Source organism: Mesorhizobium sp. M1E.F.Ca.ET.045.02.1.1, assembly GCF_003952485.1.
Taxonomy (GTDB): domain Bacteria; phylum Pseudomonadota; class Alphaproteobacteria; order Rhizobiales; family Rhizobiaceae; genus Mesorhizobium.
Window position 1 is genome coordinate 6,100,666 of the sequence record NZ_CP034447.1, and the last position, 21,386, is coordinate 6,122,051.

A 21,386-nucleotide genomic window follows, 5' to 3' on the forward strand; every position below is an offset into this window, starting at 1 on the left:
TTCAGTAACCTCCAACGATCGGCAGGATCTCACCGGTGATGTAGCTTGAGCATTGCGGCGAAGCCAAGAATACATAGGCCGGCGCGATCTCCTCCGGCTGGGCGGGGCGCTTCATCGGCGTCTTGGCGCCAAACTGCGCGACGTCCCCGGCCTCCTTCTCCGACGGGTTGAGCGGCGTCCATACTGGACCAGGCGCCACCGCATTGACGCGGATGCCCTTGCCGATGAGATTACCGGAGAGCGCACGGGTGAAGGCGTGGATGCCGCCCTTGGTCATCGAATAATCGACCAGCTCCTTGGAGCCCTCGATGCCGGTGACGGAGCCGGTGTTGATGATCGCCGAGCCCGGCTTCATGTGCGGCACGGCTTCCTGCGCCATGTGGAAATAGCCGTAGAGATTGGTCTTCAGCGTGGTGTCGAAATGCTCTTCGGTGAGATCGGCGAAGTCCGCCGAGTGAACCTGGAAGGCGGCGTTGTTGACCAGCAGGTCGAGCCCGCCGAGCTTCTTCACGGTCTCTTCGACGGCCTTGCGGCAGAAGGCGCGCCTGGCGACATCGCCGCGCAGCGTGATGCAGCGCCTGCCCTCGGCCTCGACCGCCGCTTTCGTCGCCTTGGCATCGCGGTCCTCGCTGAGATAGACGATGGCGACATCGGCGCCTTCGCGCGCGAACAGCACCGCGACCGCGCGACCGATGCCGGAATCGCCGCCGGTGATCAGTGCAACTTTGCCGCCTAGCTTATTCGAGCCTAGCCAGAACGGCGCATCGTAGAGCGGTGCCGGCTCGATCGCCCATTCCTCGCCGGGCTTCGGGTGATGCTGCTTCGGGAAAGGTGGCACCGGATATTTTCGCGCGCCGGCCTGCATCGCACGCGAGGATTTGGATTTGCCGTTCGACCTGACGCGGTCCTTGGCATCGACCTTGCGCTGCACATCGCGCTGCTTGCGCACAGCTTGCCCGGTGTCGGATTGGGTCGGCGTGGCTGATCTCGTCGGCATCGCTTTCTCCGTCGCTTTGGAAGAACAACGCATGCGGGGAGAAAAAGTTGGCCCTGTCGGATGTCGACCCTTAGGAGCGGACCGTCGCGGCCGGCGTCAATCGGGATGCTCCCGCCCTTTTCGCGAGTGGAGCGGAGACGTCTTCGTTAAAGGATGGCCGGCCTCATCAAAATGGATGGCGACAGCGGGCAGCGGCTGTAGTGATATCTCGCTGAACTCCCGGGCAGGACGTCGGAGCACTCCGGTTCCTGTTGCTCCGGTGCAGGGCCGGTCAGCTCCGCGGGTTTCGGTGACGACGAGGAGAATTAGATGCGCTCTCCTGCCGAAAAGAACAAAAGGACGCTTCGCCCATTGCCGGTTGAGGACGAGCGCCAGCTACGGCTTGAGAAAACGCTCAGGCTCAGGTGCCTGAGAGCCTACGCCTCCTCGCTCTCGTTTGCTCCCGATGCTCAGTTTCACGATGAAATCGACTGCTCGGCGCTGTTCGCCGACTGGAACCGAGGTGGCCAGGCGCATTGCCAGTCGTATCCCCAGGTTCTACCGCCTCGCGCGTCCTTTGGACGCGCAAAGGACCCTGTAACCGTTTGATCCTGTGCATGATCCTTCCCGAGTATCCGATCTTTCGCGATCGTGCGTGGAGCAGGATGCAAGCGTCAATATGAACGCAGCCTCCGCTAGCGTTGCGGCCCGGGCCTGCGGATAGAGTCGAGACAGGATGGCAGGCCGGGCCTTTGCCCCCGACCGCTTCGGCACGGTTCATCAGCGCATACGTCAAAGTTAAATGCGGACGATCGCCGCAGATGCTAGTCGATCACTGTTTGGGGTCACTCTTAGGAGGAGAGTACCGTGGACATTGGAAATCTGATCGGCAAGCTATCAAGGACATTTCGGCGCCAGCGTGCCGCCCCAACCACTCCTCTCAGGCTGACCATGCTTCGCTCGCCGACGTGCCGTTAAGGCTACGGCCGCGCCCGCCCCACCGTCGGGCTCCGCCCATTCGGCCAGCGAGCAACATGTAGCTCGCATTTACAGCCCGCCCTTGGCCGATCGAATGCAACCGGTCGGCGGCATCTTCGTTTATGGCGATCCCAATCCTGATGGTGGCAACATGAAATCCATTTGGGCGAACAATCCTCTCTTCATTGCGGCGGCGGTGTTGACTGCGGCGCCCTTCGTCGGCCTCGCCTGGCGCACACGCGAATGGATCGGGTGGTGACGGGCCATGAGCCGATTTTTGCCGCTTACCATCCGCTTCGTCAGCGGCGGCACGATGGTGGTTTCCTCGATCGCCGGCGCAAAAAAGGCGCTTGGCGGAGAATGGAAGGACAAGAAGGCGCCGGACTACCTCGCGGCGGCGCGGCTGGTCGACGACGCCATGGCAGGCATCTGCCGCCCGGCTGTTGCCTTCGCCGCCTTCAAGAAGGCTGCCGCCCAGCAAGGCCTCCTGAGGTCGGCCGACCCTAGCGCGGCGCTCTCGATGCTCGACGCGCTATGGTCACGCGACGGCAAGAGCCCGCCGGACTGACGCGCTCACCTTCCAGTGGCCGCAGCAACCATACCCGACCTGAGCCGTTCCGACACCGGGAAGGTAAAACATGTTCGAAGGGTTTGAAATCGCCGAGGTCGACACGGACGGAGCACGGATTTTCATTCGCCGCGCCGGCAGCGGACCGGCGCTGCTCCTGCTGCATGGCTTCCCCGAAACGCATCTGATGTGGCGCGACGTGGCGCCGAAGCTCGCCGACCGGTTCAGCGTCGTCTGCGCCGACCTGCGCGGCTACGGGAGAAGCTCCTGCCCGCCATCCGATCCGGTCCATGCGCCTTACGCCAAGCGCGCCATGGCCGCCGACGTCGCGGCGCTGATGACGAAGCTCGGCTTTGCCCGCTTCATGGTTGCCGGCCACGATCGCGGCGGGCGTGTGGCTTATCGCCTGGCGCTGGACTGCCCCGATCGTATCGAAAAGCTAGCCGTGCTCGACATCATACCCACCGCCGATGCCTGGGACCGGGCCGACGCCCGGCTGGCGCTCGGCTATTGGCCCTGGTCGCTGCTGGCGCAACCGGAGCCGCTGCCGGAGACGATCATGGCGGCGGCCGCGGATGCGATCGTCGACAATGCGCTGGGCGGCTGGGGCTCCTCGCCTGACGTGTTCCCGGCTGCCGTGAGGCAGGCTTACGTCAAGGCCTTGCACGATCCGATGCATATCCATGCCATCTGTGAGGAATATCGGGCGGCGGCGACGCTCGACCGCGAGCATGATCATGCCGACCGGTCGGTCGCCCGGCGCATTGCTTGCCCGGTCCTGACGCTCTGGAGCGAGCATGGCGCGCTCGCCGAGTGGTATGCAGCCGAAGGCGGCCCGCTGGAGCTGTGGCGGCGCTGGGCCCATGATGTGCAGGGCGGCGCAATGCCCGGCGGTCATTTCTTTCCCGAGGAACTGCCTGACGAGACAGCCGCCATGCTCAGCGATTTTCTGCTGCCGCCTAAAGCCCGTAGACCAGGGTGAGATAAATCGCCGGCGCGGCGATCAGGCAGAGCGCCATGGCGATAACCACGGCGTTGCCAAGCCGCACGGCGCGCCTGGCAATGTCGGCGGCGTCTTCATCGTCCTGGATGAGGTCGAGGATCGAGGTGTCGGCGAGCACGGAGAAATGATTGTCGTTTGCGGGGCGGCTTTCAGCGTTCCGCAGCGCGGGCTTGGCAGAAATAAGGGGCAAAACGTCGTCTCACTTTCGAAACCGGCAACGCGGCTTCCTTGTTACGATGATTCTTGTTGGGTTCCGACGGTATCGGGTGCCCGCCGTTTGCGCGGAAACGGCGGGCACCCAAAAGCCGACGACGGAGGGGGGTCCATCGACGACCGCCCAATAACTCGAAACGCATGCTTTGGTTGCTCTGCCGGGCCTAATGCTCGGGCTCCTCGGACCTCGGTCGTAGGAACTGCTCGGACCATGGCCTGCAAGCAGCGAGCGGGCGGCTCGCTGCTCATTCCCATTTCCGACCGGCGGGTCGACGATCGCCGCCGCGCTATTCACAAAATATTTCGCGCGGAACGGCCGCCGCGGGCGCCGGTTCTTCCTATTCAAGGAAGTCAAACCTCCCTTGAATTCACACCAAGACCATCCGGGACAAGATGGAGTTCAGATATGCCCAATCGAGGTGGACGCCACGAACAGCATGTGAAGGCCGGCCAGCAGAGCCATAAGAACCGCGACCAGGATCGGCGTCGCGGCAGCGGGCAGCAGCAAGCTGAAAACCGCAACATGGGTCAGCACAGAGGCGGCAGCGGCAGTTTTGCCGAAGACCGCGAACGGGCTTCCGAAGCAGGCCGCACGGGCGGCCAGTCCTAAATCTCGAACCGGTGCCCGCTGACGCGGGCGCTTTCCCTTTTTCAAAATCGACGTGTCATTCAAATCGATGGAGCGCAACAATGGCGAAGAAATCCGGGGCGGCGAACGGCCTTGAAAGCCTTTTCGTAGACGGCCTGAAAGACATATATTACGCGGAAAAGAAAATCCTGAAGACATTGCCCAAGCTTGCAAAGGCGGCACAGTCCGAGGAACTGAGCGCGGCGTTCGAGAAGCATCGCCTGGAGACGGAAGGCCAGGTCGACCGTCTCGAACAGGTCTTCGAACTCATCGGCAAGGCCGCCAGGGGCAAGACCTGCCCGGCGATCGACGGCATTCTCGAAGAAGGCGCGGAGATTCTCGAGGAGTATGAGGAGGAACCTGCCCTCGATGCCGGCCTTGTCGGCGCCGCCCAGGCGGTCGAGCACTATGAGATAGCGCGCTACGGCACGCTGATTGCCTGGGCGGAGCAACTCGGCCTGGCCGACGCGTTGCCGCTGCTGCGTGAGACGCTCAAGGAAGAAGCCGCTACCGACGAGGCGTTGACCAAGCTCGGCGAAAGCGGCGCCAACGAACGGGCCTTGCGGGCGGCCGCCTGACGTGGCTGTCATTCGCATGCCAAGGACCTGATGCGGTCGTGCGGTCTTGGCTCGCAGTCGGGACCGCATGCTGGCGCCGATCCGTGCCGGGGCGAGGGACATAGCCGCATCAGCCATTCTCTCCCTGATGGAACCAGTCGCGCCTCCCGCAGTTGCCTAGAAGCGGCCGTCCAGCAAGGCGGCCGCTATCGGCGGGACAACCAGTGGAGGCTCCGATGTCGCTGCAGACCCTTCATCCCGAACGCGTCGACGAGACACGCGTGCAAGCCTACTCGACCTTTGCTCCCGCCCTCATCAACGCGCTGTCGCAACGGCTGGCCCGCTGTCAGGGCCTGAAAGAACTGGGCGAGATGGAGACGTCGCTGATCAGGCTTGTCGAGGAAACGGATATCGCCGCGCCACATGCCGACGCCATGCGTGAATTCGCGATCGAGCTGATTGTGTCGACGATGAGGAATGTGCGCAGCCATCCCGACACGAAGAGCGATCTGGAGGAGATCGACGACCGCCGCACGCAAGGGCGCTCGGAGATTCCGGAGACGCTGGAGGAACAGTTGCAGTCCGGTCTGGAGGACAGTTTCCCGGCGAGCGATCCGCCGGCGGTCGTCTCGACCGCTATCACCGGCGGGTCGAAGCACATCGTCGGAACCGATGAGGTGCTGCGCCGCAAGAAGCAGGCACGCGGCAGGTCATCGGGACGGCGGGCTGGAGCGGCAACAACGGGAGTTTTACGATGAACCAGCCTAACGGCAAGATCCCGAACCGCCCGGGCGCCGGTCATGCGCCGTCACCCAGCCGGTTGCCGACCAAGGGCGGCGACGATCCGGACGTGCGGTTCCTGGCCGAAAACACCGATCTCTCGCCCAAGCAGGCGCGCGAGCTGATCCGCGAGCATGGGCATGATCGCGACAAGCTGCTTGAGATCGCGCGAACCATGAAGGCGGAGGGCTGAGTTCGGCCCGACGTCGAATGAGAGGTGAGTCACTGAGCGGATGTAATCTCCCCCCTTGATGAGGGGAGATCGGCACGCGCCCTCAGCCACCGTAAAGACCGATCTCGTCTGGCTGGATGGAAGCAGATTTCCCCTCGCCTTGCTTGCCAGCTTCCCTCTCCAGCGCAGCGTCCAACCTGTCGCCGTCGCTGCTTTGCGGATCGGCGATTGAATTGACCAGCGTATCGAGCGAAACGCCAAGCTGATCCAGGCCAAGCTGCCTTTCGATCTCTGCGATCGCGGACGGGGATTGCCGCTTCAGCGCCTCGACCGCGTTCTTGACGGCCGTGCCATAGGAGATCACGGATTCGTAGTCGCCCTGGTCGAGGCCGAACTCCTTGCCCGCGCGCTCCATCAGCCGGACCTTTGTCGCCGTGACGTTGAGGCCGTCCAGGCTGAACATGGATTGGGAAATTTCGGCCATGAGCGGCGCGCCGGAGCCGAGATCGGCGGGGGTGCGATTGATGTTCGCGACGAGACCGTCTCCTGCCGATCCGGCCGCCGACGCCGGGCGTTGCTGCTGCAGGATCGAAAGGGCGGCGTTATTCAGCGTGGGGAGTGAAGACATTGCTGGCCTCGACGGTACCCGTCCGTCATGGAATGGGTGCCGGATATTCGAGCCAAGACATCATGCCTTGAGCAAAGCAAAGGTCGGTTCGGCAAGGCCGTAGCCCAATAATCCTAAGAATTTCCTAGAGCGGTTCAGCGTTTTGATGGGATCGATGAACCGTTCCAAGTGTTTGTTTCATGCGATTCAGGACGGAAAACCGTTGCGGGCTTTTCCTGGAATTGCCTCAGTTTCCTGGCGCGCGGCAGGCCGGCAGGCAGCGCCCCTCCGCTGCCCGCCGGGCGGTCCCCCGCCGGGAGATTGCGGCTTTCAACGCCGATCGTCAGTCGTCGCCGCCGCTGTCATGACTGCCGCTGTCCCCGCCCCCATCGTGGCCACCGCTGTCGCCGCCGCCGTCATGGCTGTCGCTGTCCCCGCCGTCGTGATCGCCGCCCTGGTGATCGCCATCCTCGTCCTGGTCGCCGTCATGCGAGCCCGTCCCGACGCCGTCGCCCTCATGATCGGCCTCGTCATTCTCGGCGACGGCGTGGTCACCGTCATCGCCGGCGGCGGCGCCCTGGTCGTCGTCATCCTCAGCCACGGTCACCTGGCCGCCATGGTCCGAACCCGCGAAGGATGGCTGCGTTGCAAAGATGCCGAGCAGGCCGATTGCGGTTGCCGCCAGCGTTGGAAGGGTCTTCATCTCGTCGCTCCGATCCGATTGTCGGTGCGGATCATTGCCTTGCCGGATTACGGCGCGCTTAAACGAGCGGTTTCAATTTTAGCGTTTGCTTATTTTATGCCGCCCACTCGGGCATGCGGTCTTTCAAACGGCGCCGCGCCACCGGCCGCCCGCGCCACGATCGCCTCGAGCGGCTCGGGCCTGTGCAGGAAATAGCCCTGGCCATAGGCGACCCCCATGCCCATGAGGATCTCCAACGCGCTCTTTTCCTCGATCTTCTCGGCCACCACGGCGCTGCCCATGCTTCTGGCAATGCCGGCGATCGCCGAGACGATCTCGCGGTCGAAGCGGCTTTCGGCGATGTGCTCGACGAAGGAGCCGTCGATCTTGATGACGTCGATGGGGAAGCGCCTCAGATATTCGAAGGAGCTCATGCCGGCGCCGAAATCGTCGAGGCTGACGCGGCAGCGGCGCAACCTGGCCTTGCGCACGAATTCTTCCGCCGCGTCGAAATTGGTGACGGCGGCGGTCTCGGTGATCTCGAAGCCGATGCCGGATGGCGGCGCGCCGCTCCCGGCGATCGCGGCATCGACGAAGTCCCAGAGCTGCGGATCGGAGAGCGTCTGCGCCGACAGGTTGAAGCCGAGCGAGATGGCGCCGGAGCGCATCGCCTTGCCGTGGCGCGCCAGTGCCGCGCGGATGATCCAGCGGTCGAGCCGGGCGGCAAGGCCGAAGCGTTCGGCCACCGGCATGAACTCACCCGGCGGGATCAGCTTGCCATTGCGGCCTTCGAGCCGCGCCAGCACCTCGACATGGCGGTTCTCTTCCCAGGGCCTGCCCAGGCGATGGATCTCCTGGCCGAACAGCTTCAGCCGGCCGTCCTCCATGGCGTCGACCAGGTCGGCGGCGAGCCGCGCGGCGTTGAGGCCGCCCGAGCCGGAGGCCGTCTCGGCCGAGAACACCGCAAAGCGGTCGCGCCCGCCGGCCTTGGCGGCGTAGCAGGCGTCGTCGGCGCAGGCGAGCGCGTCTGCGACGGTGATGTTGCGGTCATACACGAAGGCGATACCGATGCTGGCAGCGAGCCGACGCGAGGTGACGGCCGGGCCGAGATCGGCGTCGCGCACGGCGGCGAGCACCGCACGCGCGAGCCGCTCGGCGCAGGCGTCGTCGCAATTCGGCACCAGCAGCGCGAACTCGTCGCCGCCGAGGCGCGCGGCGTGCGCCGAGGGCGGCAGGCTGGCGACGATGCCTGCCGCGACACTCTTCAGCGCGAGGTCGCCGGCGGCGTGGCCGGCATAGTCGTTGAGCGCCTTGAAGTAGTCGAGGTCGACATAGAACACGGCAAGCGGCAGCCGGTCTGCCGCGCCGATGTTTTCGGCCAGCAGGCGGTCGAAGGCCGAGCGGTTCAACAATCCGGTCAACGCATCGTGGCGCGCCGCATAGGCAAGCTCCTCGGCGCGCTTCTTTTCGTCGGTGATGTCGCGCACGGTGCCGAGGATCTGGCCGGCCGAGCCGACGCCGGCGATGAAGCGCACCAGCGACTCGACATGACGGATCTCGCCGTCGCGTCTGATGATGCGATATTGCGTGGCGGTGACGCTCTCCGAGCCCGGCGGCGGCAGGTGCGCGCGCTCGGTGGCCTCCTTGTCGTCCGGGTGGAGATAGGTGTGCCAGAGGCCGGCCGTCACCTCGTCGGTATCGCTGACAAGACCGAAGATCTCCCTGGTGCGCGCGTCCCAATAACTCTTGTTGGTGCCGATATCGTAATGCCAGATGCCGGTGCCGCTGGCGGCGAGCGCAAGGCGGAAACGCACATTGATCTGCTCGAGCGCGGCTTCGGCCTCTTTCTGCCTGGTGATGTCGGTCTGCACGCCCATCAGGCGCAGCGGCTTGCCTTCGGCCTCGCGCTCGACGATGCCGCCGCGGTCGAGCACCCAGACCCAGTGGCCGTCCTTGTGCTTCAGGCGCAGTTCTGTATCGATGGAATCGACGAGGCCGGCGATGTGGCGGTCGCCGCTCGCCAGCGCCCGTTCGCGGTCGTCGGGATGGGTGAGCTTCAGCCAGAGATCGGACGTGTTGGCGAGCTCGCCCTCGGCATAGCCCAGCATCCTCCACCAGGTCGGCGAATAGTAGCAATCGCCGGTCGCGAGGTTCCAGTCCCACAGGCCGAGTTGGGCGCGGTCGAGCGCCAGCGCCCAGAATTCACCCTTACGTTTCTCGTCGTCCGCCATGCCCTGGTTTTGCCTCTCCCCCTTCGGGCATCCTGCATGAAAGCAGAGAAGAAATGGTTACTAGGGGGCGGTTCCCTTGCGTAGGTCGCACTCCGTCCCACCCTCCTCTGTCCTGCCGGACATCTCCCCCTCAAGGGGGGAGATTGGCAGCGTCGCCCACAGTGCTTCTCCCGTAACGTCGGCGATGGTTTGGCGAGAGACTGGACTCATGGACGAGCGGCTTCGTTTTGTTGCGGAATGAGCGGACGTTCGAGGAGAATGGCCTGCCGGATCGGTTCAGAAGCGACAACGGCTCGCCATTTGCGTCGGTCGGCCTCACCGGGCTGACGCCGCTTAGCGTGCGTTTCATCAAGCTCGGCATCGTGCTGGAGCGCATCCAGCCGGGCAAGCCGCAGCAGAACGGCTGCCATGAGCGCTTCCACCTGACCATGCTGCCGCTGGCCAAGGCGCCGGAGGCCGACAGGGCGGCGCAGGCTCGGGCCTTCGAGGCTTTCCGGCGCGAGTACAATGAGGAGCGCCCGCACGAGGCGCTGGGCATGGACACGCCGGCACAGCATTACCGCCCCTCGACCCGCGCCATGCCGAAGACGATACCGGAGCCGGACTATCCGGCCGAAGCTGCGGTGCGCAGCGTGCGCCAAAACGGCGAGATCAAGTGGAACGGCGACTTCATCTACGTCTCAAAGACATTGGCGGGTGAAGCGGTTGCCGCAACCGAGACCGAGAACGGGCAATGGGCGCTCCACTTCTATACCCATCCGCTCGGCTTCATCGACGGCAGACACAAGAAACTGGTCCGCCGCAGTGCCCTTCAACCCGACCAGACGGCACTGCGGCGGACAGCAACTCAGGGGGAAAACTGTAACCTATGTATCCGGTTCAAAGTGTTACCCATCTATCGGCTGGACACTCGGCGAAGCCGAGACGGAGAGGGGGACAGCGCCCTGCGAAGCCCCCTCTCCGGCCGCTTTGCGGCCACCTCTCCCCCGCTTTCAGCGGAGGCGAGGAATCCAAGCCCAAAGATGCCGGCGGAACAGCGCCCCTTCTGCCCTGCCGGGCATCTCCTCACGGGGGGAGATCGGCAGCTTCACCGCCTGGCGTTTCTTACTGACTCGGCGCAATCGCGTGTTCGCACGACACTTTCGGGTTCATGTCGGCGAAGGTGCCGGTCGGGTTGCTCTTCCAGGCCCAGACATGCAGTTCGTAGAACTCGCCGAGACCGTAGCGGTTGGGCGCGCTGTTGAAGTTGAACAGCTGGCCATCGAGCGATGCCGGACCCTTCGAGGTGATGTATTCGACCGCCACCAGCTTCAGCGTGCCGTCGGCCATCGGCTAGACGCCCGACTGGTCGTTCAAGATGCCGATCTTGACCTTGCCGTCTGAGATTTCGCCAGCCGCCGCCGGCATTGCAGATGCCGCAATGAGCGCGGCCGAGACGAGATAGGGTGCTCTCACTGGTGGTCCTTCCCTCGTGGCCAACCACGTCAAACACGGCGGGCCTCGCAATGGTTCAACAGTTTCGTCCGGATTTTTGGATTTTGGGCTCGATCCCGCCTGCCACTCCTCTTCTCGCGAGACCGCACCACCGCGTGCCTTGGGTGCACGGGCGCGGAGCCTCGCATCACACTTCGTAGGCCGAGAATGCTATTTTCGTAGCAAGGCGTATGGGCAGGTAGGACGCTCGAGCCGTTCACCACGGCAGCTTCATGCCATCGCGGAAGAAGCCGCCCGTCGGACCGTCGTCCGGCAGGGTCGCGGCCCATACGATGCCGGCCGCCCCTGGCGCGACTGGGCGGCTGCCGGGCCCGCCCATGTCGGTCTCCATCCAGTCCGGGCTGATGGCGTTGACCAGGACGCCCGCGTCGCGCAGCTCGGCCGCGAGAATTCGGGTGAGCGCACTGAGCGTCGCCCTGCCGGTCGAATAGGCCGGCGAGCCAGCCTCGGGCGAAACGATGACCAGCCGGCCATGACCGGAGGCGCTGAGCAGCGGCGCGAAGGCGAACGCCACCCGCCAGGCGCCGACGACATAGCTCTCGAAGGCCTTGCTGCCCACCGTCCGGTGGGGATTCAGCGCTCGCGCGGACAACTCGTAGTGGATGGCGGCGTTGTTGACGAGCACGTCGAGCCGACCGAATCGGCGCTCCACCTCGGCTGCAGCAAGGGCTGGCCCATCGGGCGCGGCGACATCCAGCGCGATGGCCTCGACATTGCCGCCGGGTTTCTTCGCCGCCGCCTCGCCCTTGGCGAGGTCGCGCGCGCCGATGAGCACGGTGAAGCCAAGTCCGGCGAGCTGCCGGCCGGTCTCCAGGGCAATGCCGCGATTGGCGCCGGTGACGAGCGCCACCTTGCCGGAATGATTTGCTGTGCTGGTCATTGCTCCCGCTGGTCAAAATCTGACACTTGGTCGGACCGACAACAGACTCGCGGGAGTTTTTTGGACGATCCGGTCGGCACGTTCAATCGAGACCGACCCAGATGTAGCCATCCTCCTCGCGGCACGGAATGAGACGCAACGGAGCCCGGTTCTTCGAAATATCGCCGAGGACCTCCATGCCGGCCGAAGTTCCATCCTCGTTGAGCGCCTCGCACCACTTTACGATTTCGCCTGTATCCAGATCGAATCCGGAGTGATGCCAGCGACACACCAGCGTGCCATCCTCGTCTACAGTGCTCGCCTGTCGTGCGTGGCCGTTGGTCCGCGAGGTGCTTTCGAAGAACGGCAATTTCAGATGCGGGCAGGCATTGTTAAAGGCATGGACGCGCCCGCCCCTGCGCAAAATCACGACGTAAAGCGCTTGGAACTCGATGACTTTGTAGTCGCCGTCCTTCAGTTCGCCCGTCGCGACCGTCCGGTGCCACGTCTTGCCGCCCAGTTGCATAGTCTCGCGCGCGCCTTTTTCGTTCAACCGGCGCTCGGCTTCAACCTTCAGCTTCCTTATCTCGTACAGCGTAATTCGGTCGGAGGTACCGCGCAAACGCACCCGAATGAAATCGGATATTTCAACCTCGTCCTTGACCCGTTCATAGAGCGTCTCCGAAATCAGGAGGCGGGTTCCGGCCTCCTTGTTGGCTGTTTCGACGCGGCTCGCCACATTGACCGCATCGCCGATAGCCGTCAGGCGCTCGTTTCCGGGTGATCCGACCGAACCGATCACCGCTTCGCCCAGATGCAAACCGACGCGAATATCGAAGTCGATGCCGTACATCGAGGCAAAAAACGGCTTCAGCCGATCGACCGTGGCAAGGGTCTGTAGGGCCGCATTGACCGCGCGCACCGGCGCATCGTCTTGGCCGTTCACGCCAAATATCGCCATAAGCCCGTCGCCGACGAACTTGTCGATGTAGCCGTTGTTGAGCTCGATGACTTCGGCGACCTGAGTGAAATAGCGATTGAGCAGATACATGACATCGTAAGGCGTCAGCGTTTCGGAGAAGTGGGTGAATCCGGCTACGTCGCTGAAGAAAATGACGACCGACTTCAGCTCGCCCGCACTGGTGGACCTGTGCGGCAGCAGCTGACTGGTCATTCGCAGGTCGGTCTCGTCGAGTACGAGCCTGCGGAAGGTGATGTCGGAGGCAGGTCTGAGCTGGCATGCCAGGCGTACGTTGTTGCCAAGCCCCAGCCGCTCTACGAGCGTGCGCTCCAGCGCTGTGCGCTCCGGGCAGCCGTCTGCACCGTCGAGAATCCAGATCCGGCAGGTTGAGCATTTGGCCTTACCGCCACAAGCGCAGGCGATCGGGACATCTGCCCGGCGAGCGGCTTCAAGGACAGATTCCCCGAGCGCCGATTTGATCGATATGTCGTCGGGCAGCGATAGCAACGTAGGCATCGGAACCGATCTTCCTGTACGAGTGGCGCCAAACGCTGGTAGTCAATAAAAGGTCTATCAGCCGGACACCGTTTCAGCCTCGTTCGGACGACATTAGCCCAGCAATGGCTTGGATGCCATCGTCGAGTCCGATAGTCCGCCCCGGGTCGGTCGAAAGTCGCGCTCCGCATCGGGTACCAAGTGTCCGGCCTACTTCTTCTGCGGGTGGATCGTCTCGCCGCGCTTCAGCATGTCGACGAAGCTTGCGATCTTCTTCTTGCGCCCGGCCTCGGTCTTCATGTTGTGGGTGCGGAAGGCGAGCGCGAAGCGGTTCTGGGCGGAGAGCTTTGCCAGCATTTCCTTCGCTTTCGGCTCAGCGTCGATCGCCGCCTGCAGGTCGGGCGGGATCGTCATCTCCTTGGACCCGCCATAGGCGCGGTCCCAGCGCCCGTCGGCCTTGGCCGCCTCGACCTCGCGCAGGCCATGCTTCGTCATGCGGCCCTGCTCGGTCAGGCGCGCGACATTGTCGATGTTGATCCTGCTCCAGATGCTCTTTTTGCCACGCGGCGTGTAGCGCTGCAGAAAGCTCTTCTCGTCGAGCGACTTGCGCACCGCGTCGATCCAGCCGAAGCAGAGCACAACGTCGATCGCCTCCTTTGGCGTGATCGAGGGAAGACCCGAACCTACCTTATGGATCTTGATCCAGACCTCGCTTTCGCCGGCGTGGTTTTGGCCGAGCCAGGCATAGAAACTCTCCGCGTCGGGGAACTCGCGGATCTTCTCCGGATCGACCTTGATCGGGGCCATCATCACCTCGTCTGCTTGTCTCGACCGACAGTTTGAACGATTCCGCCGCTGCTGTAGCGATGGTTGGTGCCAGTTTCTGTCAGCAGATCCGAGGATGCCATCGGCCTTTCCGATGACACTATCGGTTTCTTCCGTTTCCGCGTCGAGCATCCGCCTGCCACATCACTATCCATGCAAAGGAAAGGCATGGACATGGACAATCGAAAAATCCTGATCGTCGGCGGCAGTTCTGGCATGGGATTGGCGCTGGCCAGGCGCTGCCTCGACGAAGGCGCCAGCGTCATCATCGCCGGGCGCGGCGAAGCGAAGCTGAGCAAGGCCCGCGATCAACTCGGCCGCCCGGCCACTTTGGAGGCGGCGGCGGTCGACATCAGCCGCGAGGACGAGGTCGCGGCGCTGTTCGCGCGCATCGGCAGGCTCGACCATATCGTCAGCACGGCCGCCGCGATCGAAGGCGCCTACCGGCTGTTGCCCGAGATCGAGCTTTCAGCCGCGCAAAAGATGGTGGAAAGCAAGGTCTACGGGCCGCTGCTGCTTGCCAAGCATGGCGCGCCAAAACTGTCGCCGGGCGGCTCGCTCACCTTCGTCTCCGGCATCGCCGCCAACCGGCCGGCGGCGCGCGGCGCGGTCGTCGCGGCCGTCAACGCAGCGCTCGAAGGGCTGGTGCGGGCCCTGGCCGTCGAGCTTGCGCCGATCCGCGTCAATGCCGTCTCGCCCGGCTGGGTCGACACGCCGATCTGGGAGTTCGTCGCCGGCGAGAAAAAGGACGAGACGCTCGCAGCTATGGCCAAGCGCCTGCCGGCCGGGCGGGTCGGGCGGGCGGAAGACATTGCGGACGCGCTTCGCTTCCTGATGGGCAATGGTTTCACGACGGGAACGACCCTGCATGTGGAGGGCGGCCACCGGCTGATCTGACCGGCGCAAAGCCCTCATCCATCGCCGCGAGCAGCGCCTTGAGCGTCGGCGGCTGGACGCGCCGGCGGCGCCAGATCATGACGAGGCCCGCGGAACGGACCGGGCCGGGCCAGGCGACCTCCGCCACCCCGCCGCGATCGAGCACGGCCGCGACCGCCAGGCGCGGCACGATGCCGAAGCCGGCGCCGGCTGCCACCAGCCCGGCGATGGCGTCGATGCTGCCGACCTCGGCCGCGAGCCTCGGCCCGCCGAGGCCCGCCTCGGTGAAAGCTCTGTCGACCATGGCGCGGTAGACGCATCCGGTTTCGGTGGCGACGAAGCGTTTTTCGGCAAGCTCCGCCAGATCGACCTCCGTCCTGTTCTCGCCCGGCGGCGCGATCAGCACCAGCGGCTCGGCCGCGACGACGCGTCTGGCGAAGCGCTCGTCCGATTCGCTCGCGCCAGAACGGTCGAAGCAGAAGGCGACATCGATCTCGCCGTCGCCGAGCCTGCGCAGCAACTCGCCGCTGCCGGCGATCTTCAGCTTGATGTCGATGTCGGGATGAACGGCATGGAAGTCGGCCAGCCAGCCGGCAAGCCTTGCGGAGGCAATCGTCTCCAGCGCGCCGATCGCAAGCCGGCCGGCCGTCGCGCTCCTGGTGGCATCGATGACGGCGCGCGCGTCGTCGGCGAGCGACAGCAATTCCTCGGCATAGGGTTTCAACGCCTCGCCGGCCGGTGTCAGCTCCAGCCCTCGCCGAGAGCGCATGAAGAGGCTGGCGCCAAGCTCGGCCTCCAGCGCCTGGATCTGGTCGCTGACGCTCGACTGCGCGAGATTGACCTCCACCGCGGCGCGGGTGACGTTGCGCGTGCGCGCAACCGCGAGAAATGTCTTCAGCAACCTTGGATGCATCGGGCGGGCGGCGCTACTGCAGCTGCGGCTTCTTGAGGAAGGAGTTGCGGTCTGCGGATTTTACCCTGAGCCAGGTCTCGCGGCCGTCGCGCACCACGCGCAACGGGATCTCGGCGCCTGCCGGGTTCTGCCAGAGCTTGCGATAGAAGTCGGCGAGACCGTCGACCTCACCGTCGCGCACGTCGGAAATGATGTCGCCCTGACGCAGGCCTGCCTTTGCCGCTGGACCGCCTTCGGCGACGCTCATCACCACCACCATGCCGTTCGACTCGGCCGAGAAAGCGCCGAGCCACGGGCGCGGTGGCCGGGCCAACTGGCCACGCTTCACCAAGTCGTCGAGGATCGGCGTCAGAAGGTCGATCGGCACGATCATGTTGATGTCGGCGACCTCGCCGGCGCGGCTCATCTGCAGGCGCAGCGAGCCGACGCCGAGCAGCTTGCCGTCGCGGTCGAACAGCGCGGCGCCGCCCCAGGACGGGTGCGCCGGCGCGGTGAAGATCGCCTCGTCGATGAGATATTCCCAGTAGCCGGCGAATTCCTGCTTGGTGACGATGTGGGCATCGACCTGCTGGCCGATGCCGTCGGCAAGCGTCACCGCGTCGCCGATATTGGCCTTCCTGGCGTTGCCGAAGGCGACCGCCGGCAGGTTGAGCGGCGACAGCGCCTGCACCAGGCCGAAGCCGGTCTCCTGATCGTAGGCCAGCGCATGCGCGGCGACCACGCGGCCGTCCTGGTCGGTGAGCCACACCTCGTCGGCCTCGGTGATCAGATAGCCGATGGTGAGCACCAGCCCGTTGTCGCGGATCACCACGCCGCTGCCCTCGCGGCGTGTGCCCAGCGCATTGGCGGTGAAGGCGTCGTCCGGAACCGTGGCGCGCACGGACACGACGGAGCGCGAGACTTTTTCGATGGTCATCGGTCGATCCTGGATTGCGGGTCTTTTTCTATAGGTATGGCCAATGCGGCGTGGTGCAAGGGCTGACGCCATTCCCTTCTCCCCTTGTGGGAGAAGGTGGCCGAGCGAAGCTCGGTCGGATGAGGGGTGCTGGACGGAGCGCGCCTTCGGCCGTTTGCTCCCCGCGTCCTAATCTCCCTCGTATCATTTCTTCCAACACCCCTCATCCGTCTCGGCGCTGCGCGCCGATCCACCTTCTCCCACAAGGGGAGAAGGGGAAAAATCCTGGCCCAGTCATTAGTTCAACGAAAATTGAACTTTTTTCTTTGACGCGCGCGGAACCGCACCTAAATCTTGCGTCAACCAACTCGCATCCGCCCCCCGAACCCACAAGGCCCCCCACGATGAACCAGTACACCCCGCCGAAAGTCTGGACCTGGAACAAGCCGAATGGCGGCGCCTTCGCCTCGATCAACCGGCCGGTCGCCGGGCCGACGCATGAGAAGGAACTGCCGGTCGGCAAGCATCCGCTGCAGCTCTATTCGCTGGCCACCCCCAACGGCCAGAAGGTCACGATCATGCTGGAGGAGCTTCTGGCGCTCGGCCACACGGGTGCCGAATACGACGCCTGGCTGATCCGCATCAACGAAGGCGATCAGTTTGGCTCAGGCTTCGTCGGGGTGAACCCGAACTCCAAGATCCCGGCGCTGCTGGACCGCAGCGAGCCGAAGCCGGTACGCGTGTTCGAATCCGGCTCGATCCTCACTTATCTGGCCGAAAAGTTCGGCGAATTCCTGCCTACCGAGCGTGCCGCCCGCGCCGAAACCTTCTCGTGGCTGTTCTGGCAGATGGGCTCGGCGCCCTATCTCGGCGGCGGTTTCGGCCATTTCTACGCCTATGCGCCGGAAAAGATCGAATACGCCATCGACCGCTTCGCCATGGAGACCAAGCGGCAGATGGACGTGCTCGACCGCAGGCTGGCGGAAAGCGAATACCTTGCCGGCCCCGACTACACCATCGCCGACATGGCGGTCTGGCCCTGGTATGGCGGGCTGGCCAAGGGCCGCAGCTACAACGATGCCGCGCAGTTCCTCGCCGTGCACGAATACGAGCACGTGCAGCGCTGGGCCGACGCAATCGACGCCCGGCCGGCGGTGAAGCGCGGCCGCATGGTCAATCGCATCTCCGGCGACCCGGCCTACCAGCTCCACGAGCGCCACGACGCCAGCGACTTCGAAACGAAGACGCAGGATAAGTTGGTGGCGGCGGAGTGAGTATCTCCTACCCTCCCCCTGGTGGGGAGGGTCGCTGCGAAGCAGCGGGGCGGGGGGCTGGCGCCGACCCCCACCCGGACCTTCGGTCCGACCTCCCCACAAGGGGGAGGTAGAGCGCCCCGCTACCTCCCATACGTATACGTCACGCTCGCCTCGCCGAGCGCGGAGCTTTTCGCCGCGACCGAGACCATATCCGGCGACGGATTTTCCGGCGTGCGCAGCTTCGCCTCGCCCAGCGCGTAGAGCGTGAAGACATAATGATGCGCGCCGCTGCCGGGCGGCGGACATGGGCCGAAATAGCCGGCGCGGCCGACACCGCCCGTGCCGGACACGGTGCCCTTGGGCAGGCGCTTGCCGCCCTTGGAACCCGCGCCTTCGGCCAGGCCCTTGGCGCTTGCCGGGATGTTCCAGGCGAGCCAGTGCCAGAACCCCTTGCCGCCATTGGCGTCGGGATCGAACATGGTGAGAGCGTAGCTTTTGGTGCCGGCCGGCGGATTCTTCCACGCAAGCGCGATCGAAACGCTCTTGCCGCCGCAGCCGGCCTTGTCGCCGAGATATTTTGCGTCCCATTTGCCGTTGGAGACCGACGGGCTGGAGATCTCGAAGGCCGATGCCTGGGTGGCGAAAGCAGTGAGCGCAAGCAAGGTTAAGCCAAGGCGTAAGGTCATGCTTTCCTCCCCTTTTGGCCGAGATGTGATGAGTTTGGCCGAGACGTGATGAGTTTAGCGGAAAAGCGGCCCAAAAAAAGGGCAGCGCCAACGTCTCAAGAACGAAAAAAAGCCCCGCCGGTGGAGGCCGTCGGGGCTCTTTCGTTCGGGCCGCGAAGGTGGGACTTCGCGGCCTGTCGATCCAGGGGGTGTTGGATCGGCCGCGACCCTAGCCGAAGAATCGGCCGCGCCGACAATCACGCCTGCGCACCACCGATCACGCCTGCGCGAGAAGGAGGTGATGGTTGGCTGCCGATCTCCCCCCTCGAGGGGGAGATGGCCGGCAGGCCAGAGGGGGTCGTCTCACATCGAGCGCCAACCTCCTCACCTTTGCGGAAAGGCGTCGGCGCTCGATGCGCGGCGACCCCCTCTGTCGCCTCCGGCGACATCTCCCCCTCAAGGGGGGAGATTAACCTCTCAACAGTTTCGCCAACCTTGGCACGCCCTCGCCCACCGCGCGGTCATCGGCAAGCGTGAACGACATGCGCAGCGTGTTGCGGCCGGTGCCGTCGGCGAAGAACGCGTTGCCCGGCACGAAGGCGACGCGCGCCTCCTTCACCGAACGCGCCAGCAGCTCGGTGGCGTCGCCGCCTTCCGGCAGCGTCAGCCAGACGAACATGCCGCCGTCCGGCCGGTTCCAGGAAATGCCATTCGGCATGTTGGCTTCGAGCGCGCCGAGCAGCGCGTCGCGGCGCCGGCGATAGGCGCCGATCAGCTTTTCCACCTGGCCTTCGAAAATGGTCTCGGCGACGCGGTGCATCACCATCTGGTTGATGGAGGGGCTGTGCAGGTCGGAAGCCTGCTTCATCAGCACCAGCTTTTCCACCACATGGCGCGGCGCGCAGACCCAGCCGACACGCATGCCGGGCGACAGGATCTTCGAGAAGGAACCGCAATAGAGCGTGCGGGCGTTATCGATGCCGCCGGAGCGTGCGCAGTCCAGCGCCAGGATCGGCGACACGGCCTCGCCGTCATAGCGCAGCGCGCGGTAGGCGGCGTCCTCGATGACGGCGATGTCGAGCTCGCCGGCAAGGTCGAGCACCGCCTCGCGCTGCTTGGCATCAAGCGTGTTGCCGGTCGGGTTGGCGAAGTCAGGCACCAGATAGGCGAATTTCACCTTGCCGCCCCCTTTCGAAAAGGCAGAAGGGGCGGCGGCTGCCGCGCGATAGGCCTCCGGCGTCATGTTGCCGCCGGCCGTGTTGAGCCTGTCGTAGCGCGGCTCATAGGCGTTGAAGGCCTGCAGCGCGCCGAGATAGGTCGGCCAGGTGACCAAAGCCGTGTCGCCCGGCGACAGGAACAGCTTGCCGAGATAATCGAGCGCCTGCTGAGAACCGGACGTGATGAAGATGTTGCCCTCGTCGCACGCCACGCCGAGGCTGCCCATATGGCCGGCCAGCCATTTGCGCAGCGGCAGAAAACCTTCGCTGACCTGGTACTGCAGCGCAGCGCCCGCTTCCGCCCCGCCGAGCACGGCCTGATAGGCGTCGCCGATGGCTTCGGCAGGAAACAGCGAAGGATCCGGGATGCCACCGGCAAACGAGATGATGTCGGGCTGGTCGAGCAGCTTCAACAGCTCGCGGATTTCCGAGGCCTTCATGCGCGAGGAGCGCGAGGCCAGAAGGTTCAACAGGGTCAAGGCGCACCTCCCGGGGGGCGAATTTTTGTATTTAGGTCAACCAAGCTGACCTATTATCAGCCTTTGCTTTCGGCGTGAATAGCCAAAACGGCCACGACGCATCGTCCAGGCGACATTGTTGTCACGCATGTCGTCTTCCCAAAACCGCCGGGACACTTTGGGCGACATGCGCTGGGCCTGCATATTTTCGTCAACGCTAATGGAAAAATGTTGCGGGCTAAGCGAACTCGGCGCAGCATGAAACCCAGAAGCCGGCAGCCTGAGAGAAAATCAATCCGGCCGATTGGGGGGTACGCATGACGCTCGAGATTATCGGGGCCGGATTCGGCCGCACCGGCACGTGGTCCACTTTCGCCGCGCTGAACAGGCTTGGCTTTCCGAGCTACCACATGCAGGAAGTCATCATAAACAAGGCCAACAAGGGCCATCTCGACTTCTGGCGCAAGGTGGTTAACAGCCCGCCCGGAAGCCAGCACGATTGGAACCGCGTCTTCGCCAATTACCGGGCGACCGTCGACAATCCGGGCTGCTGCGTATGGAAGGAATTGATGGCCGCCTACCCTCGCGCCAAGGTGCTTTTGACGCTGCATCCGCGCGGCGCCGAAGCCTGGTACGAAAGCACCATCGACACGATCTACTTCACCGAGAATGTCTGGCAGGTCAGGGTGCTGGAATGGCTGACGCCGTTCGGCCGCAAGTTCGGCGACATGTCGCGGAAGCTGGTCTGGGGCCGCGCTTTGAAAGGCGTGATGAACGACCGCGACAAGGCGGTGGCGCGCTACAACGCCTATATCGACGAGGTGAAGGCGGCGGTGTCGCCGGAAAGGCTCCTGGTCTTCAAGGTCACCGACGGCTGGGGCCCGCTCTGCGATTTCCTCGGCGTCCCGCTTCCGAACGAGCCCTTCCCCAACTTCAACGACCGCGCCAGCGTAAAGAAGATCATCCGCGACATGATCATAGGTTCCTATGTGATGCTGGCCGGCGTCGCGGCGCTGATCGCGCTGGCGGTCGGCGGGCTCTGGTGGTGGCTGGGGTAAGCGGAGAACGCCGGATCGG

General features: G+C 64.6%; 24 protein-coding genes and 2 pseudogenes. 11 read left to right on the top strand and 15 right to left on the bottom strand.

Features of this window, described 5'->3' with window-relative positions:
• Nucleotide 1: 1 nt before the first annotated feature.
• The gene (locus EJ070_RS29580; RefSeq protein ID WP_126094524.1) at nt 2–997 is read right to left on the bottom strand and encodes an SDR family oxidoreductase; all 996 of its coding nucleotides are present in this window, start codon (nt 995–997) and stop codon (nt 2–4) included.
• A gap of 1,051 nt (nt 998–2,048) precedes the next feature.
• On the opposite strand from EJ070_RS29580, the gene EJ070_RS36460 reads away from it, so the two are divergent.
• The 3 genes from EJ070_RS36460 (at nt 2,049) to EJ070_RS29595 (ending at nt 3,504) form a co-directional block, all read left to right on the top strand.
• On the top strand, nt 2,049–2,213 hold the full coding sequence (locus EJ070_RS36460) for a hypothetical protein (protein WP_189350125.1): 165 nt from the start codon (nt 2,049–2,051) through the stop codon (nt 2,211–2,213).
• A 6-nt stretch (nt 2,214–2,219) separates the two neighbouring features.
• Nucleotides 2,220–2,522, top strand: a complete 303-nt coding sequence (locus EJ070_RS29590) for a DUF982 domain-containing protein (protein ID WP_126094526.1) — start codon at nt 2,220–2,222, stop codon at nt 2,520–2,522.
• A 70-nt stretch (nt 2,523–2,592) separates the two neighbouring features.
• Nucleotides 2,593–3,504 carry an alpha/beta hydrolase gene (locus EJ070_RS29595; protein ID WP_126094527.1) on the top strand — a complete coding sequence of 304 codons (912 nt, stop codon included), beginning with the start codon at nt 2,593–2,595 and terminating at the stop codon, nt 3,502–3,504.
• On the opposite strand, the gene EJ070_RS29600 is transcribed toward EJ070_RS29595, so the two are convergent.
• Nucleotides 3,482–3,715, bottom strand: a complete 234-nt coding sequence (locus tag EJ070_RS29600) for a hypothetical protein (protein ID WP_126094528.1) — start codon at nt 3,713–3,715, stop codon at nt 3,482–3,484. The genes EJ070_RS29595 and EJ070_RS29600 overlap by 23 nt on opposite strands.
• A gap of 546 nt (nt 3,716–4,261) precedes the next feature.
• Here EJ070_RS29600 and EJ070_RS29605 point away from each other — a divergent pair.
• The 4 genes from EJ070_RS29605 to EJ070_RS29620 all read left to right on the top strand — a co-directional run bounded on the left by EJ070_RS29605 (nt 4,262) and on the right by EJ070_RS29620 (nt 5,896).
• Nucleotides 4,262–4,348, top strand: coding sequence for a KGG domain-containing protein (locus EJ070_RS29605; RefSeq protein WP_126095953.1), 87 nt, complete (start codon nt 4,262–4,264; stop codon nt 4,346–4,348).
• 80 nt (nt 4,349–4,428) lie between these two features.
• A complete protein-coding gene (locus EJ070_RS29610; protein ID WP_126094529.1) occupies nt 4,429–4,944 on the top strand; it encodes a ferritin-like domain-containing protein in 516 nt (171 codons plus the stop codon).
• Between the two features lie 215 nt (nt 4,945–5,159).
• Entirely contained in the window at nt 5,160–5,681 is a 522-nt protein-coding gene (locus EJ070_RS29615; protein WP_126094530.1) for a hypothetical protein, read from the top strand.
• A complete protein-coding gene (locus tag EJ070_RS29620) occupies nt 5,678–5,896 on the top strand; it encodes a hypothetical protein (RefSeq protein ID WP_126094531.1) in 219 nt (72 codons plus the stop codon). Before EJ070_RS29615 ends, EJ070_RS29620 begins: the two co-directional genes overlap by 4 nt.
• Nucleotides 5,897–5,978: 82 nt before the next feature.
• Here the strand turns inward: EJ070_RS29620 and EJ070_RS29625 are convergent, their stop codons facing one another.
• The 4 genes from EJ070_RS29625 to EJ070_RS37255 all read right to left on the bottom strand — a co-directional run bounded on the left by EJ070_RS29625 (nt 5,979) and on the right by EJ070_RS37255 (nt 9,805).
• Nucleotides 5,979–6,503, bottom strand: coding sequence for a hypothetical protein (locus EJ070_RS29625; RefSeq protein ID WP_126094532.1), 525 nt, complete (start codon nt 6,501–6,503; stop codon nt 5,979–5,981).
• Nucleotides 6,504–6,825: 322 nt separating this feature from the next.
• The gene (locus EJ070_RS29630) at nt 6,826–7,185 is read right to left on the bottom strand and encodes a hypothetical protein (protein WP_126094533.1); all 360 of its coding nucleotides are present in this window, start codon (nt 7,183–7,185) and stop codon (nt 6,826–6,828) included.
• An 89-nt stretch (nt 7,186–7,274) separates the two neighbouring features.
• Entirely contained in the window at nt 7,275–9,395 is a 2,121-nt protein-coding gene (locus EJ070_RS29635; protein ID WP_126094534.1) for an EAL domain-containing protein, read from the bottom strand.
• Between the two features lie 206 nt (nt 9,396–9,601).
• On the bottom strand, nt 9,602–9,805 hold the full coding sequence (locus tag EJ070_RS37255) for a hypothetical protein (RefSeq protein ID WP_245464986.1): 204 nt from the start codon (nt 9,803–9,805) through the stop codon (nt 9,602–9,604).
• Here EJ070_RS37255 and EJ070_RS37260 point away from each other — a divergent pair.
• Nucleotides 9,758–9,883 (top strand): annotated as a pseudogene (locus EJ070_RS37260) (integrase); the annotation flags it as partial. The gene EJ070_RS37255 and the pseudogene EJ070_RS37260 sit on opposite strands and share 48 nt — an antisense overlap.
• A gap of 616 nt (nt 9,884–10,499) precedes the next feature.
• On the opposite strand, the pseudogene EJ070_RS36465 reads toward EJ070_RS37260, so the two are convergent.
• The 5 genes and pseudogenes from EJ070_RS36465 to EJ070_RS29660 form a co-directional block, all read right to left on the bottom strand.
• A pseudogene (locus EJ070_RS36465) lies at nt 10,500–10,709 on the bottom strand (hypothetical protein); the annotation flags it as partial.
• Nucleotides 10,710–10,727: 18 nt separating this feature from the next.
• Nucleotides 10,728–10,850, bottom strand: a complete 123-nt coding sequence (locus tag EJ070_RS37505) for a hypothetical protein (protein WP_281059675.1) — start codon at nt 10,848–10,850, stop codon at nt 10,728–10,730.
• 235 nt (nt 10,851–11,085) lie between these two features.
• A complete protein-coding gene (locus EJ070_RS29650; protein ID WP_126094535.1) occupies nt 11,086–11,769 on the bottom strand; it encodes an SDR family NAD(P)-dependent oxidoreductase in 684 nt (227 codons plus the stop codon).
• 82 nt (nt 11,770–11,851) lie between these two features.
• A complete protein-coding gene (locus EJ070_RS29655) occupies nt 11,852–13,225 on the bottom strand; it encodes an adenylate/guanylate cyclase domain-containing protein (protein ID WP_126094536.1) in 1,374 nt (457 codons plus the stop codon).
• Between the two features lie 189 nt (nt 13,226–13,414).
• The gene (locus EJ070_RS29660) at nt 13,415–14,011 is read right to left on the bottom strand and encodes a YdeI/OmpD-associated family protein (protein ID WP_126095954.1); all 597 of its coding nucleotides are present in this window, start codon (nt 14,009–14,011) and stop codon (nt 13,415–13,417) included.
• Between the two features lie 186 nt (nt 14,012–14,197).
• Between EJ070_RS29660 and EJ070_RS29665 the strand changes: the two genes are divergently transcribed.
• Nucleotides 14,198–14,926: an SDR family oxidoreductase gene (locus EJ070_RS29665; protein ID WP_126094537.1), complete on the top strand. Its 729-nt coding sequence runs from the start codon at nt 14,198–14,200 to the stop codon at nt 14,924–14,926.
• Here EJ070_RS29665 and EJ070_RS29670 read toward each other — a convergent pair.
• Nucleotides 14,877–15,818, bottom strand: coding sequence for a LysR family transcriptional regulator (locus EJ070_RS29670; protein ID WP_126094538.1), 942 nt, complete (start codon nt 15,816–15,818; stop codon nt 14,877–14,879). The two genes, EJ070_RS29665 and EJ070_RS29670, sit on opposite strands and share 50 nt — an antisense overlap.
• A gap of 13 nt (nt 15,819–15,831) precedes the next feature.
• Nucleotides 15,832–16,734, bottom strand: coding sequence for a S1C family serine protease (locus tag EJ070_RS29675; protein ID WP_126094539.1), 903 nt, complete (start codon nt 16,732–16,734; stop codon nt 15,832–15,834).
• A gap of 383 nt (nt 16,735–17,117) precedes the next feature.
• Here EJ070_RS29675 and yghU point away from each other — a divergent pair, with 383 nt between their 5' ends.
• Nucleotides 17,118–17,987, top strand: coding sequence for a glutathione-dependent disulfide-bond oxidoreductase (gene yghU / locus EJ070_RS29680; protein WP_126094540.1), 870 nt, complete (start codon nt 17,118–17,120; stop codon nt 17,985–17,987).
• Between the two features lie 122 nt (nt 17,988–18,109).
• Here the strand turns inward: yghU and EJ070_RS29685 are convergent, their stop codons facing one another.
• Nucleotides 18,110–18,655, bottom strand: a complete 546-nt coding sequence (locus EJ070_RS29685; RefSeq protein ID WP_126094541.1) for a YbhB/YbcL family Raf kinase inhibitor-like protein — start codon at nt 18,653–18,655, stop codon at nt 18,110–18,112.
• Between the two features lie 448 nt (nt 18,656–19,103).
• Complete coding sequence (locus EJ070_RS29690; protein ID WP_189350725.1) at nt 19,104–20,291, bottom strand: PLP-dependent aminotransferase family protein; 1,188 nt, start codon at nt 20,289–20,291, stop codon at nt 19,104–19,106.
• A gap of 335 nt (nt 20,292–20,626) precedes the next feature.
• Between EJ070_RS29690 and EJ070_RS29695 the strand changes: the two genes are divergently transcribed.
• Nucleotides 20,627–21,367 (top strand): sulfotransferase family protein, encoded by a 741-nt coding sequence (locus EJ070_RS29695; protein ID WP_126094543.1) that lies wholly within the window; start codon nt 20,627–20,629, stop codon nt 21,365–21,367.
• Nucleotides 21,368–21,386 lie beyond the last annotated feature (19 nt).

Bases quoted from the DNA above. Each gene is read 5' to 3' on its own strand.
- EJ070_RS29580 (WP_126094524.1), bottom strand. From the start codon at position 997: ATGCCGACGAGATCAGCCACGCCGACCCAATCCGACACCGGGCAAGCT.
- EJ070_RS36460 (WP_189350125.1), top strand. From the start codon at position 2,049: ATGCAACCGGTCGGCGGCATCTTCGTTTATGGCGATCCCAATCCTGAT.
- EJ070_RS29590 (WP_126094526.1), top strand. From the start codon at position 2,220: ATGAGCCGATTTTTGCCGCTTACCATCCGCTTCGTCAGCGGCGGCACG.
- EJ070_RS29595 (WP_126094527.1), top strand. From the start codon at position 2,593: ATGTTCGAAGGGTTTGAAATCGCCGAGGTCGACACGGACGGAGCACGG.
- EJ070_RS29605 (WP_126095953.1), top strand. From the start codon at position 4,262: ATGGGTCAGCACAGAGGCGGCAGCGGCAGTTTTGCCGAAGACCGCGAA.
- EJ070_RS29610 (WP_126094529.1), top strand. From the start codon at position 4,429: ATGGCGAAGAAATCCGGGGCGGCGAACGGCCTTGAAAGCCTTTTCGTA.
- EJ070_RS29615 (WP_126094530.1), top strand. From the start codon at position 5,160: ATGTCGCTGCAGACCCTTCATCCCGAACGCGTCGACGAGACACGCGTG.
- EJ070_RS29620 (WP_126094531.1), top strand. From the start codon at position 5,678: ATGAACCAGCCTAACGGCAAGATCCCGAACCGCCCGGGCGCCGGTCAT.
- EJ070_RS29625 (WP_126094532.1), bottom strand. From the start codon at position 6,503: ATGTCTTCACTCCCCACGCTGAATAACGCCGCCCTTTCGATCCTGCAG.
- EJ070_RS29630 (WP_126094533.1), bottom strand. From the start codon at position 7,185: ATGAAGACCCTTCCAACGCTGGCGGCAACCGCAATCGGCCTGCTCGGC.
- EJ070_RS29635 (WP_126094534.1), bottom strand. From the start codon at position 9,395: ATGGCGGACGACGAGAAACGTAAGGGTGAATTCTGGGCGCTGGCGCTC.
- EJ070_RS37255 (WP_245464986.1), bottom strand. From the start codon at position 9,805: ATGGCAGCCGTTCTGCTGCGGCTTGCCCGGCTGGATGCGCTCCAGCAC.
- EJ070_RS29650 (WP_126094535.1), bottom strand. From the start codon at position 11,769: ATGACCAGCACAGCAAATCATTCCGGCAAGGTGGCGCTCGTCACCGGC.
- EJ070_RS29655 (WP_126094536.1), bottom strand. From the start codon at position 13,225: ATGCCTACGTTGCTATCGCTGCCCGACGACATATCGATCAAATCGGCG.
- EJ070_RS29660 (WP_126095954.1), bottom strand. From the start codon at position 14,011: ATGGCCCCGATCAAGGTCGATCCGGAGAAGATCCGCGAGTTCCCCGAC.
- EJ070_RS29665 (WP_126094537.1), top strand. From the start codon at position 14,198: ATGGACATGGACAATCGAAAAATCCTGATCGTCGGCGGCAGTTCTGGC.
- EJ070_RS29670 (WP_126094538.1), bottom strand. From the start codon at position 15,818: ATGCATCCAAGGTTGCTGAAGACATTTCTCGCGGTTGCGCGCACGCGC.
- EJ070_RS29675 (WP_126094539.1), bottom strand. From the start codon at position 16,734: ATGACCATCGAAAAAGTCTCGCGCTCCGTCGTGTCCGTGCGCGCCACG.
- yghU (WP_126094540.1), top strand. From the start codon at position 17,118: ATGAACCAGTACACCCCGCCGAAAGTCTGGACCTGGAACAAGCCGAAT.
- EJ070_RS29685 (WP_126094541.1), bottom strand. From the start codon at position 18,655: ATGACCTTACGCCTTGGCTTAACCTTGCTTGCGCTCACTGCTTTCGCC.
- EJ070_RS29690 (WP_189350725.1), bottom strand. From the start codon at position 20,291: ATGAAGGCCTCGGAAATCCGCGAGCTGTTGAAGCTGCTCGACCAGCCC.
- EJ070_RS29695 (WP_126094543.1), top strand. From the start codon at position 20,627: ATGACGCTCGAGATTATCGGGGCCGGATTCGGCCGCACCGGCACGTGG.